The 17,124-nt window shown below is 35.7% G+C and carries 15 protein-coding genes and 1 pseudogene; 14 read left to right on the top strand and 2 right to left on the bottom strand.

Annotated features, from left to right (window positions below; translation table 11 throughout):
* Nucleotides 1-55 precede the first annotated feature (55 nt).
* The 8 genes from B2Z27_RS02350 (at nt 56) to galK (ending at nt 9,103) form a co-directional block, all read left to right on the top strand.
* Entirely contained in the window at nt 56-820 is a 765-nt protein-coding gene (locus tag B2Z27_RS02350) for a Rossmann-like and DUF2520 domain-containing protein (protein ID WP_286812417.1), read from the top strand.
* On the top strand, nt 804-1,331 hold the full coding sequence (locus B2Z27_RS02345; RefSeq protein WP_058102563.1) for a KdsC family phosphatase: 528 nt from the start codon (nt 804-806) through the stop codon (nt 1,329-1,331). The genes B2Z27_RS02350 and B2Z27_RS02345 overlap by 17 nt, the downstream gene beginning before the upstream one ends.
* Nucleotides 1,332-1,334: 3 nt before the next feature.
* Nucleotides 1,335-1,922 carry a Maf family nucleotide pyrophosphatase gene (locus B2Z27_RS02340; protein ID WP_286812416.1) on the top strand — a complete coding sequence of 196 codons (588 nt, stop codon included), beginning with the start codon at nt 1,335-1,337 and terminating at the stop codon, nt 1,920-1,922.
* A gap of 12 nt (nt 1,923-1,934) precedes the next feature.
* Nucleotides 1,935-2,891: a septum formation inhibitor Maf gene (locus tag B2Z27_RS02335; protein ID WP_286812415.1), complete on the top strand. Its 957-nt coding sequence runs from the start codon at nt 1,935-1,937 to the stop codon at nt 2,889-2,891.
* A gap of 3 nt (nt 2,892-2,894) precedes the next feature.
* Nucleotides 2,895-3,473 (top strand): mechanosensitive ion channel domain-containing protein, encoded by a 579-nt coding sequence (locus B2Z27_RS02330; RefSeq protein ID WP_286812414.1) that lies wholly within the window; start codon nt 2,895-2,897, stop codon nt 3,471-3,473.
* 80 nt (nt 3,474-3,553) lie between these two features.
* Nucleotides 3,554-6,085, top strand: coding sequence for a PIG-L family deacetylase (locus tag B2Z27_RS02325; protein ID WP_286812413.1), 2,532 nt, complete (start codon nt 3,554-3,556; stop codon nt 6,083-6,085).
* Between the two features lie 111 nt (nt 6,086-6,196).
* Nucleotides 6,197-7,927 carry a sodium:solute symporter gene (locus B2Z27_RS02320; protein ID WP_286812412.1) on the top strand — a complete coding sequence of 577 codons (1,731 nt, stop codon included), beginning with the start codon at nt 6,197-6,199 and terminating at the stop codon, nt 7,925-7,927.
* Nucleotides 7,928-7,945: 18 nt separating this feature from the next.
* Nucleotides 7,946-9,103 (top strand): galactokinase, encoded by a 1,158-nt coding sequence (galK, locus tag B2Z27_RS02315; protein WP_286812411.1) that lies wholly within the window; start codon nt 7,946-7,948, stop codon nt 9,101-9,103.
* Between the two features lie 71 nt (nt 9,104-9,174).
* On the opposite strand, the gene B2Z27_RS02310 is transcribed toward galK, so the two are convergent.
* On the bottom strand, nt 9,175-10,020 hold the full coding sequence (locus B2Z27_RS02310) for a DUF2911 domain-containing protein (RefSeq protein WP_071342069.1): 846 nt from the start codon (nt 10,018-10,020) through the stop codon (nt 9,175-9,177).
* Nucleotides 10,021-10,110: 90 nt separating this feature from the next.
* Nucleotides 10,111-11,319, bottom strand: coding sequence for a hypothetical protein (locus B2Z27_RS02305; protein WP_286812410.1), 1,209 nt, complete (start codon nt 11,317-11,319; stop codon nt 10,111-10,113).
* 170 nt (nt 11,320-11,489) lie between these two features.
* Between B2Z27_RS02305 and B2Z27_RS02300 the strand changes: the two genes are divergently transcribed.
* The 6 genes and pseudogenes from B2Z27_RS02300 to B2Z27_RS02275 all read left to right on the top strand — a co-directional run bounded on the left by B2Z27_RS02300 (nt 11,490) and on the right by B2Z27_RS02275 (nt 17,072).
* Nucleotides 11,490-11,987, top strand: a complete 498-nt coding sequence (locus B2Z27_RS02300) for an SRPBCC family protein (protein ID WP_286812409.1) — start codon at nt 11,490-11,492, stop codon at nt 11,985-11,987.
* Nucleotides 11,988-12,678: pseudogene (locus B2Z27_RS02295) on the top strand (SDR family NAD(P)-dependent oxidoreductase).
* Entirely contained in the window at nt 12,679-13,989 is a 1,311-nt protein-coding gene (locus tag B2Z27_RS02290; RefSeq protein WP_286812407.1) for a cryptochrome/photolyase family protein, read from the top strand.
* Nucleotides 13,990-14,100: 111 nt separating this feature from the next.
* Nucleotides 14,101-15,528: an amidohydrolase gene (locus B2Z27_RS02285; RefSeq protein WP_071342064.1), complete on the top strand. Its 1,428-nt coding sequence runs from the start codon at nt 14,101-14,103 to the stop codon at nt 15,526-15,528.
* A gap of 81 nt (nt 15,529-15,609) precedes the next feature.
* Nucleotides 15,610-16,053, top strand: a complete 444-nt coding sequence (locus B2Z27_RS02280) for a VOC family protein (protein WP_286812406.1) — start codon at nt 15,610-15,612, stop codon at nt 16,051-16,053.
* A 26-nt stretch (nt 16,054-16,079) separates the two neighbouring features.
* Nucleotides 16,080-17,072, top strand: coding sequence for a pirin family protein (locus tag B2Z27_RS02275; protein ID WP_286812405.1), 993 nt, complete (start codon nt 16,080-16,082; stop codon nt 17,070-17,072).
* Nucleotides 17,073-17,124: the final 52 nt, after the last annotated feature.

Below are 17,124 nucleotides of genomic sequence, written 5' to 3'. Positions count from 1 at the left end.
TGAAACTGTTAATTTTAATACAACAATAGATCTATAAACTTTGTACTTTTGCGCCATGATATCCGTAGTAATAGTTGGCACCGGTAATGTAGCGCAAAATCTTTATTATGCCCTACAACAAACCGATGGTGTTAATATTAAACAAGTAGTAGGTAGAAACAGCACTCACTTAGAATTTGTAAAAGATAAACTATTGGTGAATACGGACTTTACCAATATACCAAATGCGGATATTTACCTTTTGGCAATTTCCGATGATGCTATTGGTACAGTAACAAGCTTTTTCAAGGGTAAAAACGGACTCGTTGCCCATACCTCTGGAGCCACTTCCATTGCTGTTTTGAACGGGGTAAAAAGACCTGGCATATTTTATCCTTTACAAACCTTCACAAAAGGCAAAATAGTTTCATTCACTTCTATACCTATCTGCATAGAAGCAAATACTAAAACTGATATGGAATTATTAACCGGTCTTGGCAAAACTTTAAGCAATACCGTTGTCGAGATAAATTCTGAACAAAGAAAAACACTACACGTTGCTGCCGTTTTCGTAAATAATTTCACCAATTATCTCTATACCTTAGGAGCTGAAATTTGTGAAGAACATCAAATTGATTTTAACCTTCTAAAACCATTAATCACAGAAACTGCCACTAAATTAAATGATTTATCTCCTTTACAAGCACAGACAGGACCTGCCAAAAGAGGTGATCAAAAAACATTACACAACCATTTACAACTATTAAAAGATAAACACCAAAGGGAATTATACACCCTTTTAAGCAACGCAATTAAAGAAAAACATGGAAAAGAGCTATAAAGAGTATTTAAAAGATATAACAACATTTATTTTCGATGTCGATGGTGTATTCACGGACGGCAGCCTGATGATTACCAGCAATGGAGAATTATTACGCAATATGAGTGTAAAAGACGGGTATGCTCTTAAAGTTGCCTTGAGCAAAGGCTATAATGTTTGTATTATTACTGGCGGCACCAATGAAGGGGTACGTACTAGACTAAGAGGTTTAGGAGTTACGGATATTTATATGGGCGCACATTATAAAATGGATGCTTTAGATGAGTATATGGACATATACCATATAGAAGCAGAAAATATTTTATATATGGGAGATGACATACCAGATATTCCACCCATGAAAGCTGTTGCATTACCCACCTGCCCGCAAAACGCCGTAGCAGAAGTAAAGAATGTAAGCAAATACATATCTCACAAAAATGGAGGACATGGTTGCGTAAGAGATGTTATTGAGCAAGTTTTAAAAGTACGTGGAGATTGGACCAATCATTTTAGCGCAGCAAACGATTAGATCATGCTGAAACAAAAATTAAAAGATTATCGCTTAATATTAGCATCAGGCTCCCCAAGAAGACACCAATTTTTCAAGGATATGGAGCTTGATTTTGAAGTACAGATAAAATCTATTGATGAAGTGTATCCATCAGAATTACAGGGCGCAGAAATCTCGGATTACTTGGCCAAATTAAAAGCCAGTGCTTTCAAAGATGAGCTTCAATCTGAAGATATTTTGATAACGTCTGATACGGTGGTATGGCATAAGAATGAGTCTTTGGCAAAAGCAGCAAATGATACTGAAGCCAAAGAAATGCTAAGCAAGCTCTCCGGAGATTGGCATCAAGTTATTTCTTCTGTATGTTTTACCACAGTTGAACGACAAATTGTACAACATTCGATTACCGAAGTCAAGTTCAAGAATTTATCTAAATCCGAGATTCATCATTATATTGAAAAATATAAACCTTATGATAAAGCAGGCGCATACGGAATTCAAGAATGGATAGGGCTAATAGGTATTGAGGAAATCAAAGGATCATACACTAGTGTCGTTGGCCTGCCCACCCAACTAGTTTATGACACATTATCAAAATTGGTAACATAAAAAACTATCACCATGAAAAGTATAAAGCAATTAAAACCAACCACATTTTTTTACAGTATTTTCGGGGTCCTTTTAATTTTTTCCAGCTGCAAAGAAAAATCGGAAAAGAATAGTGATACTTTAGCCATGGCAACAACTACACCCGTTGTAGAAGTACCTAAAAAACAGTTATCCGAAGAATTTAAAAAATACTGGTATAATGGTACGGCTGAAATTACATCTTATAAACTAGAACAGGCAAGATATGGTGAGATCAGGGAAGGTAGCGCAGTAATGATCTATGTAACCGAACCATTTCTACCTGAACAACAAGTTAAAGCTGATAATAGCCATAAAACCAACATTCCGGTTCTTAAGTTAAATTCCACAAAAAATTATATTACCGGAATTTACCCCTACTCTATTATGACCAGTAGTTTCTATCCTGTACATGATAACCAACACGCCATAAAAGTATCTTTCTCATCGCAAGAATGGTGCGGACATGTTTATGCGCAATTGAACAATAGAGAAGATTTTGAAATTACCAGTCATTCTTATTTTGAATCTGAAGGCGACCAAGATTACAGTATGGAAAAAGCCATTCTTGAAAATGAAATTTGGAACAAAGTAAGAATAGACCCAAAAAATTTACCAATTGGTGAAGTTTCTATAGTTCCTTCTCTTGAATTTATAAGGTTAACCCACAAAGAATTAAAAGCGTATAATGCAATTACCTCTTTAGACACAAAAGGTAATACCAATACATATACTATAAACTATCCAGAACTTGAGCGCACTTTAAAAATCAACTTTGAAAACGAATTTCCATATTTAATAGAAAGTTGGACAGACACCTTTCATGACGGATTTGGTGACAACAAAAAAGTACTGACTTCTAAAGCAACAAGAATTAACAGGATTACAACACCCTATTGGCAACAAAAATCGAATAAGGATTTATCTTTGCGCGATAGTTTAGGGTTATAGCATATGAAAGAATTTATTAATGAGCACTACAATGAACTAATTTATAGTCTCATTGTACTTTTAGTCATCTTAATTTTAAAATTCCTTTTTACTACTGCGGTAAGAAAAGTGAGTAAAATCAGTGATTTTAATCCTGTTAGGACCAATCTGATCATTAAATTCATAAATATTGCATTGACCATCATTGCAATAGTAGCACTTACTTTTGTTTGGAGCGTAAACTATCAAGATCTAGGTGTAATGCTATCTTCTGTATTTGCAGTAATTGGTGTTGCATTATTCGCGCAATGGTCTATACTGAGCAATATAACCGCTGGTGTCATCATTTTCTTCTCCTTTCCATTTAAAATTGGTAATACCATTCGCATTTTGGACAAAGAACTTTTAGACCCTGATAATGCTGATCTAGATAAATTTGTAATAGAGGATATTAGGGCTTTTCACTTACATTTAAGAAGAAGTAACGGTGAGATATTAACCTACCCCAATAACCTGGTACTTCAAAAAGGTGTAATTCTTATTTCAACCTATCAACAGGGAGAGTTTTTGAATATGGAAGAAGAGGAAGAGCAGATCGTATGATTTTGTTAAAGAAGTCGTAAAATCGTAAGCTTAGGTACTAATCTTATTATATTTGAAATTACTACCAAAACCAACTGAAAATGCGATATTTGTTAGGGTTCGTTACCTGCAGTCTATTAGTACTCGGCACCCTGAAAGCCCAAACCCCTAAAAACAGTTCAGCAACAGATATTTACCACGCTATTGAAAAACTCAATTTTCTTGGCACCGCCCTATTTATTGCTGCACATCCCGATGATGAAAACACTCGTTTAATAGCTTATTTAGCTAATAATGCAAAAGCTAGAACAGCATATTTGTCATTGACCAGAGGAGATGGCGGTCAAAATCTTATTGGACCAGAACTACGTGAACTTTTGGGGGTATTAAGAACGCAAGAACTACTTGCAGCCAGAAGAGTAGATGGCGGAGAACAGTTTTTTAGTAGGGCAAATGATTTTGGCTATTCAAAACAACCCGGTGAAACATTAGAAATCTGGAACAAAGAAGCTATACTAGGTGATGTCGTTAGAACCATTAGAACGTTTAAGCCAGATGTAATTATCAATAGGTTTGACCATAGAACACCTGGCACCACACATGGACACCATACATCATCTGCCATGTTAAGTTTTGAAGCTTTTGATCTGGCAAATGATGCAAACGCATACCCAGAGCAGTTAAAAATGACCGATATTTGGCAGCCAAAAAGATTATTTTTTAATACATCATGGTGGTTCTACGGTAGTCAAGAAAAATTTAAGGCTGCGGATAAAACCAATTTACTACATATGGATGTTGGCACCTACTACCCTATGTTAGGCAAATCTAATAATGAAATAGCTTCGTTGGCAAGTAGTCAACATCTTTGCCAAGGGTTTGGTAGATTAAGCACAAGAGGTTCAGAAGATGAATACATTGAATTATTGAAAGGTGATTTACCTGAAGATAAATCCAATTTATTCGATGGCATTGATACCACTTGGAAAAGAGTTGATGGTGGTGAACCAATAGGTGATATCCTTTATAAGGTGCAAGAGAATTTCAATTTCAAAGACCCCACTGTTCATATTCCGGAATTACTTAAAGCATACAATTTATTACAAGGAATATCTGATGTACACTGGAAAGAACTTAAAAGCGAAGAATTAACCGCTATAATTTTCGCCACATCAGGATTGCATTTAGAGGCATTTACCCAGACCGCTTATACCAACCCTGGACAAGAAGTTGAAGTTAATGTGCAGGCACTGAATAGAAGTAATATTGACATAAAATTAAAGTCGGTCTTTATAAACGATCAAAAAGTAGCTATTGATAACGAAGCTTTAAAGAATAATAACCTTGTTACCAAAAAAGTGGACCTGAACATACCTTCTGCAACAGATTACACCAGCCCTTATTGGTTAATTGAGAAAGGTACTTTAGGTACGTACAAGGTTTCTAATACCGATTTAATTGGCAAACCAGAAACGCCAAGAGCATTTTATGCAAAATTCCTAGTGAACATAAATGGCACTTTAATACCAATAACAAGACCTGTTGTTTATAAATATGCCAAACCCGATAAAGGTGAAATTTATCAACCTTTTGAAATTGTACCGGAAGCCACTGCAAGCTTTGCCGATAAAGTATTGATATTTGCGGATGCGTCAAGTAAAAAAGTTCCGGTTACCATAAAAGCACACCAAGACAGCATTTCAGGAACTATAGCATTGGAATACGGCAAAGGATGGAAACTTGATACTGACACACAACCCTTTTCCATTGCCAAAAAAGGTGATGAACAAACGGTGAATTTCACTTTAAGTCCGCCGTCTACTGAAAACGAAAGTAGTATCTCCCCTATCATTAAAGTAAACGGAAAAGAGATCTCAAAGGAATTGGTCACCATTGCATACGATCATGTTCCTACCCAAACGGTTCTTCTACCTTCCGAGGCAAAAGTGGTACGCCTGAACATCCAGAAAGCCGGTGAAAATATTGGTTACATTATGGGTGCAGGCGATGAAGTACCCACAAGTTTAGAACAAATTGGCTACAATGTTCAACTTATTGACCCATCAACCATTACAAAAGAATCTTTAAATAAATATGACGCTGTAGTACTTGGTATCAGAGCCTATAATGTTGTAGATGAACTTAAATTTAAACAACGGTTTATTTTAGATTATGCCAAGAACGGTGGTACGGTAATTGTGCAGTATAACACAGCAAGTAGATGGGGTGCGCAATTTGAAAATATTGCACCGTATGATATTGAAATTTCAAGAGATAGGGTAACCAATGAAAATTCTGAGGTCAACATTATAGCCAAAGATCATTCTTTGGTTCACTTTCCAAATGAAATTGATGAAAACGATTTTAACGGCTGGGTACAAGAAAGAGGATTATATTTTCCCAATAAATGGAGTAAAGAGTTTACACCAATACTTGAAATGCACGATGAAGGCGAAGAAGCTTCAAAAGGTAGTCTACTGATTTCATCATATGGAAAGGGATATTATATTTATACTGGACTTAGCTTTTTTAGAGAATTACCCGTAGGTGTGCCAGGTGCGTATAAATTATTTTCTAATATGCTATCCGTAGGAAAAGAGAAAGTAGAAACGAAAGTGAAAATAAAAGGATGAGTAAAGATCGAAATGAAAATACCACCTGGAAAAAAGAATACACTATTGTTTTAGTGTTAAATCTTATTTATGTACTTGTTTTCTATTACGTAATGACCTCATTCAATTAATATGGAAGGATTAGATTGGATAATTCTTGCCGGTACACTTCTATTCATCGTAATATATGGTGTATGGAAAACCAAAGGAAGCCAGAATGTTAATGATTACGTACGTGGCGGAAACGACTCTAAATGGTGGACCATAGGTTTATCTGTTATGGCAACGCAAGCAAGTGCCATAACATTTCTTTCAACACCAGGTCAAGCCTTTCACGACGGAATGGGGTTTGTACAATTCTATTTTGGATTGCCCTTTGCCATGATTATCATTTGCATGGTTTTTGTGCCTCTTTACCATAAGATGAAGGTGTATACCGCCTATGAATTTCTAGAAGGCCGGTTCGATCTAAAGACTAGGTCACTAGCAGCGGTTTTATTCTTAATTCAACGAGGTTTAGCAGCAGGTATTACCATATTTGCACCTTCAATTATTTTATCGGCTGTTTTAGGTTGGGACCTAAGAACCTTGAACATTATTATTGGAACCCTGGTAATTATCTACACTGTTTCCGGTGGCACAAACGCTGTTAGTGTTACGCAAAAACAGCAGATGTTCATAATTATGACCGGTATGTTCATCACTTTCTTTTTTATATTGGGCTACTTACCTACCGATATTACATTTAGCAAAGCAATGAAAATTGCAGGTGCCAGTAACAAACTTGAAATTTTGAATTTTGATCTGGATACCTCTAGTCGATATACTTTTTGGAGCGGGATCACAGGCGGACTCTTTCTTTTTCTAGCCTATTTTGGTACGGACCAAAGTCAGGTTCAACGATATCTTTCAGGCAAATCCATAAGAGAAAGTCAGTTAGGACTTGTGTTCAATGCCATTTTTAAAATACCCATGCAATTCTTTATTTTATTGGTAGGTGTAATGGTTTTTGTCTTCTATCAATACAATCCATCTCCTTTAAATTTCAACCCTTCTGCAACACAAGCGGTTATGGAATCTGAATATGCTGAAGACTACAAACTACTGCAAGAAGGACAAATAGCTTTAGAAGCAGAAAAAAGAATAGCCCAAAACAAGTTTTCCGCTGCATTGGAAATAAAAGAATATTCCGCCGTTGAAGAAGCTAAAAAGCAGATTATTCGCATTAACCAAAAAGACAGTACTAATAGAATAGCCGCAAAATCACTTATAAGTCAAGCTAATGATGTTGTAGAAACCAATGACAAAGATTATGTTTTTATACACTTTATCCTCAACAACCTACCCACAGGACTTGTTGGGTTATTGCTAGCTGTAATACTGTCTGCCGCAATGTCGTCCACTGCATCGGAATTAAATGCTTTAGGGACCATTACGGCTTTAGATCTATATAAAAGAAATAGAAGTTCGACACAACTAACCGAAGCCCACTACGTCAAAGCTTCTAAATTTTTTACTCTAATTTGGGGTATTGTCGCTATTTTGATTGCATGTATTGCCAATCTTTTCGATAATCTTATTCAGTTGGTAAATATTATTGGTAGTATCTTTTATGGAAATGTATTAGGGATATTTTTAATTGCATTTTTCTTCAAATTCATTAAAGGTAATGCTGTATTTTTTGCGGCTGTGGTAACCCAAATTATTATCTGTATTATTTATTATTACCTAATTCATATTTACCCGTCCGGACAAGAAAAATTAGGTTATTTATGGCTAAACTTCTGTGGCGCAGCATTGGTCATAGTAATATCTTTTATATTTGAAGCTTTTGACCGAATGTTAAAGAAGCCATTAACTTAAGAACAACCCAACCGCTTAATGATACATCATAAAGTTAAGTCCTATTTTGAAGATAATTATATTAAAAATCCCATTCTAATAAAGGCACCTGGGCGCATCAATTTAATTGGTGAGCATACAGATTACAACCAAGGCCTTGTGCTACCCGCATCTATTGAAAAAGGTATATATTTTGCGGTTTCGGGTAATAAAGAAAACAATATTCAGATAGAATCGTTTTTGACCCAACCGGAGAAAATAGTTTTTCAATTAAATGGTGAGCACAAGGTATTTGAATCTTTTTGGGGAAACTACTTTAAAGCAATCATTGAAATTTTAATAGCCAGAGACTACCCTTTAAAAGGAATGAATTGTGTTTTTGGCGGAGATATACCAATTGGATCAGGTCTGTCCTCCTCTGCTGCACTATGCTGTGGATTTATTTACGCCATAACACAAGTATCTGAAAAAGAAATTTCAAGGGAAGATATTGCACTAATCGCACAAGAAGCAGAACATAAGATTGGATTAAATTGTGGGCTTATGGACCAATATGCCGTGCTTTTCGGTAAAAAAGGAAATGCATTTTTTTTAGATTGCAATGATCTAAGCCATAAGTATATTCCAATTAATTTAGATGGTTATAGTTGGGTCTTGATCAACTCTAACATCAAACATAATTTAGCAGTTGATTCTGAATACAATAAAAGACGTGTATCATGTGAGAACATTGTTAAGCAAGTTCAAGCCTATAGACCCCAAGTAAAATCATTAAGAGATATAAGCAAGGATGATCTGGTCAAAGTAAAAAATAAGGTAAATGAAATTGATATTCAACGGGCAAAATATATCATAGAAGAAAATGAACGTGTATTGCAAATGATGCAAGAATTAACTGCTGGTGATGCCATTGCTGTCGGTAATGTTTTAAAAGATGGTCATTGGGCCATGTCAACCGAATATGAAATTACTACCACCGAATTAGACCACTTGGTAAAAATTGGTGAGGAACTAGATGGGGTACTTGGCTCTAGAATGATGGGTGGCGGTTTTGGTGGCTGTACCATAAACCTTATAGAAACAAAATCTTTAAATGAAAGTATAAAGGCTTTGCTTAGGTCTTATAAAAACAAAACAGGTATAGATGCTGAATATTACCATTTGGCCATAGATGATGGTGTTAAGGTATTTGAATAAAACAACAATAATTTCCATAAAAAAAAGTCCGTGCTAAACACGGACTTTTTACATTTTAGACATTGTAGTAATTACTTAGAACTCCACTCTTTTATAGAATCATTGTTCATTTTAATGTAATCATTGTTTCCGGCTGCGGTTGCACCCTCCAAAGATTTTTTTGCAGCCTCAATAGCCCCTTTCTTATCTCCTGCCTTAGCCAAAATTAAAGACTGTTGTCTTAGTTGCCAAAATGCAGGTTTCTCTGTCATGGACATAGCTTTGTCCATCCATTCTTTTGCTTTTTTAACATCCTTTCCTTCGCTTGAATAGTAAACAGCGGCAGCATAGTAATCCTCAGCAGTTGGTCCGTTCAAGGCTTTATCAATACTACTCATAACGGCAGCATCGGTAGGAACCGTAAAAGGTATGGCTACATAGGTATTCTCCCAGATTATTCCAATACTAGCACCGTTACTGGTAACATCATCAACGGTGATGGTAAAAGTTTCAACCGGCATTTCAATATTATATACAGGTGTTGTTAATTGTGCAGCAATTTTACTCTCCTCCCATTTACTAGGTGTTCCACCACCAACAATATCAGTATAAATATAAACTTCCCAATTAGAAGCTCCTGGCTTTGTAAAAATTGAATATGTGCCCGCTTTAACCTCTTTACCTCCAATAGTAACATCGGTATCAAAAGAAACTTTGGTGTATGCATTTGCACCTGTACGCCATAATTTGTCAAAAGGCACCAAATTACCATATACCTTTCTACCTCTCATAGATGGTCTTGAATAATCAATGCTTACTTCTGTTAGTCCAACAGTCTGAATTAATTTCGCTGCAGGACTAGGTGCAGGAGTATTTATTTGAGCCTCAACAGTTAAAGAGGCAACAATTGCCAATAAAAAAAGTACTACTTTGTTCATGATTTTTTGTGTGATTAGTTATAATCACAAAACTAGCTATAAAGAAAGGGTAGAAATGTTAACAAATACTTAAATAGTATACCCTATAGTTTAATAAACAGCAAAGGGAGTAGAAACAATACTGTCTTCTAAAAAAATAGCCATGTAATATATTGAAGATTCTAAATGCTGGATAATGATACCTTTTTTTTCTACATTTTCAGAATTCTGCCAAACCTCTTTACCGGTAACATCATAAATTACTTTCCCGTAAACATTTTTATCGGTAGAAATAGAATAATAATAATGATCAGAAGAATGGTCCTTGTAAATAATCAATTTTTCATCCTCTACATCTCCGTCATTGTCATCTGGCAGATCTGGATTATCCGGCTCATTTGGATTCTCTGGTTCATCGGGAGTTTCCGGTTCCTCAGGTTCTTCAGAATCAACTAATGGTATTTGAAATGAGAATAACCTTGATGGAGATTCAATAGTGGGTGTTTGTCTAGAATAGTATTCAGAAGAGAAAAAATAGCTACCAGAAGTTGTTTGTGTTATCCCTTCCGCCTGCACAAAATTAAGTCCAAGAGATTCCTGGGTAAATCCTTCAAAAGGCATATCAATTTTTAAATCTTCTACCAAACCAACAAAAGGGCTTAAAATTGATGAATAACCAATCAATACTAATCTATTAGCTTCAATATCATGGGTAGCATCGGTTACCAAACCAATATTCTCAATGGCTCCCACGCTAATGGCTACATGATTTCCAGGTAATTTGGAAAATTGATAAGCCTCTGACCCTAGACTTTGCCACTGCTTTGTAAAAACTAGTATATTATCTTCAAGCACTATAAACGCTTCTGCATCCCAATCACTGTTGCCATTATTTTCAAAGTTTTGTTGGTTCTCATAAGAGAAATTAATTATCTCGGCCGTTACAGTATTTGAGCTAGTATATTCATCTTTGGAAATTCTATACACTGCCAAATCTGTTCTTGTACCAACATTGTTGCCAAAATCACCTATATAGATATAATCCTCATCTTGAGAAATTGCCTCCCAATCAATATTGGTTACGTTATTGACGGTTACTCTTCTTTGAATGGTTAAAGACAAGGTATCCAATTCATACAAAATTGGTTCATTACCAGAATCATTATGGGTAATTAGATTTCCGTTGTAATGAATTAGACCAGAAGTTTCAAAAACATCACTTGGCAGTTCACCCACGGTTTGAACGTTTTGCTGTGCATTACCAATAGCGTTGCAAATGATAGTGAAAGTGACAAACAATAGAAGATTTAAGATTTTCATTGATGCAAAATAAGATAGAATAATGATAATCTGCTGTTTTTAAGCAACCTAAATTTATTTTAATCGATAAAGTTAATTTTTGAACCGATAAAAATGTTATTATTAAATTGTTTAACTATTTTTACAATTATTTAAACAAAATAATATTTGTTTTATTTTCAAAATAAGATATGAAATTATATCAGCTACATTCTAAACAGGCTTTACCTATTTCAAGGCATGAAGCTTGGCAATTTTTATCAGACCCTGCAAACTTAAAAGTTATTACCCCAAAACATATGGGTTTCAATATACTTACCGGGGCAGACAGGGAAATGTTTCCCGGTCAGATAATTCAATATAAAGTTTCTCCAATTCCTGGGTTTACCACAAAATGGGTAACAGAGATTACGCATGTGGCGCAGGGAAGCTATTTTGTTGATGAACAAAGATTTGGTCCCTATGCACTTTGGCATCATAAACACTTTATAAAAGAAATTGATGAAGGTGTAGAAATGGAAGATATCATTGACTATAAACTACCATTAGGGATATTAGGTCAGATCGCTCATCCTATTTTGGTAAAAAAACAACTGCAAGAGATATTCAGTTTTCGAGAGCAAAAATTACAAGAACTATTCGGTTCCATAGAAAATATTCCAACACAACTTGAATTTAAATCTTTTTAAATGAAAAATATACTTTTGATAGGCGGTTCATACGGCATTGGGCAGTCCATAATTGCAACGTTAAAGGACACACACCATTTATTTGTGGCATCAAGAACAAGCGAAAACCTGCAACATAAGAACATTACCCACATCACTTTCAATGTTACGGTAGATGAACTTGACTTGTCTACATTACCAGAAAAAATAGACGGATTTGTATATTGCCCCGGCAGCATCAATTTAAAACCTTTTAAAATGATGTCTTTAGAGACGATAAAAGATGACATGGAACTCAATTTCTTTGCCTTAGTAAAAGTTATGAAACACATTATCTCTAGAATGAACGAACAATCTAGTATCGTTTTTTTCAGTACTATTGCCGTTGGTACAGGAATGCCATATCATACAAGTGTAGCAGCATCTAAAGGAGCAATTGAGGGATTTGCCAAGTCCTTGGCTGCAGAATATGCGCCAAAGATAAGAGTGAATGTTATTGCCCCATCATTAGTAGATACACCTTTGGCAAAAAGACTATTGAACAATGATAAGAAAAGAGCATTAATGAACGAGCGCCACCCTTTAAACAGAATTGGTAATGCAGAGGATATTGCAGAAACCGCAATATTTTTATTAAGTGATAAAAGGCGCTTGGATGACCGGACAAATAATTGGAGTTGATGGCGGACTCTCAACATTAAACATACACTAAATGTCACAAGAAGTATCACTGTTTTGGTTTAGAAGAGATTTAAGGTTAGATGATAATGTTGGTCTTTTAGAAGCTTTGAAAAGTAATCATCAAGTATTGCCCATTTTCATTTTCGATAAAGAAATACTATCCAAATTGCCAGAAAACGATGCTCGGGTATCCTTTATTCATGATACTCTACAGCGCATGCGTAAGCACCTACAAGAAGAATATGAATGCTCTATTGCAATGTATCACAGTTCTCCAATTGATGCTTTTAAAACAATCATTGAAGATTTTAATGTGAAAACCGTATTTACCAATAGGGATTATGAACCTTACGCAAAGAACAGAGATAAGAAAATCTCCGATTTCTTAAAGGAAAATGAAATTGAATTTAAGACCTTCAAAGATCAGGTGATTTTTGAAAAATCTGAAATTGTAAAAAGTGACGGTGACCCTTATGTTGTTTACACACCATATAAAAATAAGTGGCAAGAACAGTTTAATGCCGATAGGGATTTAGACATTCATTACACCAGCCAATATCTATCGAATTTGATAAAGAATACCAGATTACCAAATTTATCATTAAGAGATATCGGTTTTGAAAAATCTAAAATTGAAGTCCCAGATTATGATGTAACCACTACCTTAATAGACAATTACGAAGACACTCGTAATTTTCCCGCAAAGGATAAAGGAACATCTAGATTAGGACCTCATTTACGTTTTGGTACCGTATCTATACGTAAAATGATGAAAAAGGCAATAGCCGAACAAAACAAAGTATTTTGGAGCGAATTAATTTGGAGAGAATTTTTCATGTCCATCTTATACCATTATCCTAAAACGGTCACCAATGCTTTTAGAGCCAAGTATGACCGAATAGAATGGCGCAATAATGAAAAAGAATTTGACAAATGGAAAAAAGGCAAGACAGGATATTTATTGGTCGATGCCGGCATGAGGCAGTTAAATGAAACAGGTTACATGCACAATAGGGTAAGAATGTTAGTTGCTAGTTTTCTATGTAAGCATTTATTGATAGATTGGCGTTGGGGAGAAGCCTATTTTGCGGAAAAATTATTAGACTATGAGATGAGCTCTAACATTGGCAATTGGCAGTGGGCAGCAGGCAGTGGTGTAGATGCGGCACCTTACTTTAGAATATTTAACCCCATGACACAGGTAGATAAATTTGATAAGGACAAAAAATACATAAAAGAATGGATTCCTGAATATGGTACTGAAGATTATCCAGAAAAAATGGTAGATCACAAAATGGCAAGGGAACGCTGCTTAGAAACTTACAAAGAAGCAGTATCATAATTACGATTTTCATAATTATTCAGAATACAAAAAATCATCAGAAGAAATTAGGTTAAAGTTGAGTATATTTAAAAGGACTAATCAAAACAACTACTTAATCTAATTGAAAAAATGAAAAAAACAATTCTAATGGCGCTCTGTTTTTGCTTGAGTGCAACAGTTTTTGCCCAGAAAATGAGCAAAGACAAAAACCAAATCATCACTTCTGTTGAAAAACACAAAGAAGAATTAATTAAAATTAGCGATTCTATTTGGGCATTGGCAGAAACTGCTTTTGACGAAAGTGAATCTTCACGAATTTTAGCCGATTATGCTGAAAAAAATGGGCTAAAAGTTACAAGAGGCGTTGCAGATATCCCAACCGCTTTTACAGCTACTTACGGATCAGGAAGTCCCGTAATCAGTATTTTGGGAGAGTTTGATGCCTTGCCTGGAATTTCTCAAAAGGCATCACCCGTAAAAGAACCTTATGAAGAAGGTGCGGCTGGGCATGGTTGTGGTCACAACATGTTTGGTACCGCAAGTTTGGGTTCGGCAATTGCTATTAAAGAATTGATGGAAGCCGGAAAAATAAAAGGAACGGTTAAATTTTTAGGCACACCTGCAGAAGAAAAGTATTTTGCAAAAGTTTGGATGGTAAAGGCCGGACTTTGGGATGATGTAGATGTCAATGTAAGCTGGCACCCATCTGCTCAAATAGAGGCAGACGTACAGAGCGGACTTTCGCTAATAGATTTTATCGTAGAATTTTACGGTCAAACAGCTCACGCTTCTGCCGATCCATGGAATGGAAGAAGTGCCTCTGATGCCCTAGAGCTTTATACCACCGGGATAAACTATTATAGAGAACATATTTTACCAACTTCTAGAATACATTATCATATTCAAGATGGAGGTCAAGTGGTTAACGTAGTCCCAGACTATGCCAAGCTTTGGGTTCGTGTTAGAGATCCCAAAAGATCAAAAATGTTACCCACTTATGAACGTGTAAAAGAAATGGCGGAAGGTGCCGCTATTATGGCCAATGTAGATTATAAGATTTCTTTGGTATCGGGTATTTACGAAACATTGGTAAACCGGTCTGGGGGAGAAATTATGCAATCTAATTTGGAATTGTTAGGTCCTATTACCTATACTGAAGAAGAAACTGCCTTTGGTAAGGCAATACAAAAAGCAACAGGTAAACCAGAGGTGGGAATAGACGGATCGGTACATCCATTAAAGGAAACGGAAAAGAATCCAGGTGGTGGATCTACAGATGTTGGTGATGTAAGTTGGAACGTACCAAATATAAATTTAGGGGTATCAGTAGCTCCTACTGGCACACCGTGGCATTCCTGGGCCGTAGTGGCTTGTGGCGGCATGTCTATTGGTCATAAAGGAATGATTCATGCATCTAAGGCAATGGCAATGACTATGCTAGACCTCTTTCAAAATCCAAAATTGGTGAATAAAGTAAAAGAAGAATACAAAACACGTAAAGGTGATGAAGTTTATGAACCTATGATAGATGGGCCACCACCATTAAACGGTCAATAATTCTAAAGAAAAAAGAAGCTATCTTAACAGATAGCTTCTTTCATTTTTAAGTAACTTGAACCAAACTTAAACAACAAAACAATGAAAAAAATAACCATACTACTATTTACCATATGTAGTACAGTTGTCTCTGCCCAATCGTTTGATTTTAATTATGACCATTATTCTGTAATCGTTAAAGATTTGGACAAGGTGGGAGATTTTTACAAAAACGTTTTAAACCTCAAAGAAATACCGCATCCATCAGCGCCAAGCGGATTTAAGTGGTTTGTTATACAAGGTAATTCTCAGCTACATTTAATAGGAAAAGATAGTGTTGCCATGCAGCACAGCAAAAGTGTACACCTATGTTTAGCTACCCAAAAATTAGGTGAATTAATAGCCTCTTTAGAAAAAAAACAAATTACGTATTATGACTGGCCAGGGGCAGAGAATTCAGTAACCTTAAGAGCGGATGGTGTTAGGCAGATTTATTTAAAAGACCCAGAGAACAATTGGGTAGAAATCAACAATGCGGTTCACTGATTGTTTAATTGACAACTAAAACAAATATGGAAATTAAAAACATTTTCAAACTAGGCTTTCCATGGCAAACACAAGATCCCTTCTTATTTTGTGTTTATCATTTAGACCATTATCCAAAAGGCAATGGAGAGTTAGGACCAGATGATTCATTAGAAGGAAGAACTTTAGGGAATGATTTTGAAATAAAGGATGGGTATAGAATGTATCATGGTACAACGGTGCCAGGTTTTCCTGCTCATCCACATCGTGGATTTGAAACGATTACCATTGTTAATAAAGGATTTTGTGATCATTCAGATTCACTTGGTGCCGCTGGGCGTTTTGGTGAAGGTGATGTTCAATGGATGACGGCCGGCAGAGGTGTTCAGCATTCAGAAATGTTTCCCTTGGTACACACTCAAAAAGAAAATCCTTTAGAGTTATTTCAAATCTGGCTGAACTTACCTGCTAAAAGTAAATTTGTAGACCCACACTTTAAAATGTTATGGCACGAAGAAATTCCTGTTGTTAAATTAGAAAACGCCAGCGTAAAAGTTATTGCCGGGCAATTTAAAGCAAACAATGCACCAGATCCAGCACCTGACTCTTGGGCAAATGATCCAGAGAATGATGTTGCCATTTGGAATATTACAGTTGAATTAAATGGGACCCTTACACTGCCTAAAGCAAAAATAGGTACACAAAGGACAATTTATTTTTATGATGGCAACACCATAAATCTTGCAGGAGAATCCATAGAGCCAAATCATGGCGTAAATGTTGATGCCACTAAAGAAATTAAGATAGAAGCCATTGGTGCAGATGCCCATTTACTTATGCTACAAGGTAAACCTATTGAAGAACCTGTTGCTAAATACGGTCCGTTTGTAATGAATACCGATGAAGAATTACAAAATGCGATGAATGAATTTAGAACCACACAATTTGGAGGATGGCCATGGAGATACCCTGACCATACCCATGAAGTTAATCGTGGTAGATTTGCTCAATATCCTGATGGGACAGTTATAGAAAAATAGTATAAAAACTAAAAAACTCCATAATAGACAAGCATCTACTATGGAGTTTTAT

This window comes from Maribacter sp. UBA3344, from assembly GCF_002362375.1.
Classification (GTDB): Bacteria; Bacteroidota; Bacteroidia; order Flavobacteriales; family Flavobacteriaceae; genus Maribacter; species Maribacter dokdonensis.
The sequence above is the reverse complement of the archived record's forward strand: the minus strand, read 5'-3'. Positions and strand labels throughout refer to the sequence as shown.

Coding starts and splice junctions, on each gene's coding strand:
- B2Z27_RS02350 (WP_286812417.1), top strand. CDS start 56: ATGATATCCGTAGTAATAGTTGGCACCGGTAATGTAGCGCAAAATCTT.
- B2Z27_RS02285 (WP_071342064.1), top strand. CDS start 14,101: ATGAAAAAAACAATTCTAATGGCGCTCTGTTTTTGCTTGAGTGCAACA.
- B2Z27_RS02340 (WP_286812416.1), top strand. CDS start 1,335: ATGCTGAAACAAAAATTAAAAGATTATCGCTTAATATTAGCATCAGGC.
- B2Z27_RS02320 (WP_286812412.1), top strand. CDS start 6,197: ATGGAAGGATTAGATTGGATAATTCTTGCCGGTACACTTCTATTCATC.
- B2Z27_RS02335 (WP_286812415.1), top strand. CDS start 1,935: ATGAAAAGTATAAAGCAATTAAAACCAACCACATTTTTTTACAGTATT.
- B2Z27_RS02290 (WP_286812407.1), top strand. CDS start 12,679: ATGTCACAAGAAGTATCACTGTTTTGGTTTAGAAGAGATTTAAGGTTA.
- B2Z27_RS02300 (WP_286812409.1), top strand. CDS start 11,490: ATGAAATTATATCAGCTACATTCTAAACAGGCTTTACCTATTTCAAGG.
- galK (WP_286812411.1), top strand. CDS start 7,946: ATGATACATCATAAAGTTAAGTCCTATTTTGAAGATAATTATATTAAA.
- B2Z27_RS02305 (WP_286812410.1), bottom strand. CDS start 11,319: ATGAAAATCTTAAATCTTCTATTGTTTGTCACTTTCACTATCATTTGC.
- B2Z27_RS02310 (WP_071342069.1), bottom strand. CDS start 10,020: ATGAACAAAGTAGTACTTTTTTTATTGGCAATTGTTGCCTCTTTAACT.
- B2Z27_RS02345 (WP_058102563.1), top strand. CDS start 804: ATGGAAAAGAGCTATAAAGAGTATTTAAAAGATATAACAACATTTATT.
- B2Z27_RS02280 (WP_286812406.1), top strand. CDS start 15,610: ATGAAAAAAATAACCATACTACTATTTACCATATGTAGTACAGTTGTC.
- B2Z27_RS02325 (WP_286812413.1), top strand. CDS start 3,554: ATGCGATATTTGTTAGGGTTCGTTACCTGCAGTCTATTAGTACTCGGC.
- B2Z27_RS02330 (WP_286812414.1), top strand. CDS start 2,895: ATGAAAGAATTTATTAATGAGCACTACAATGAACTAATTTATAGTCTC.
- B2Z27_RS02275 (WP_286812405.1), top strand. CDS start 16,080: ATGGAAATTAAAAACATTTTCAAACTAGGCTTTCCATGGCAAACACAA.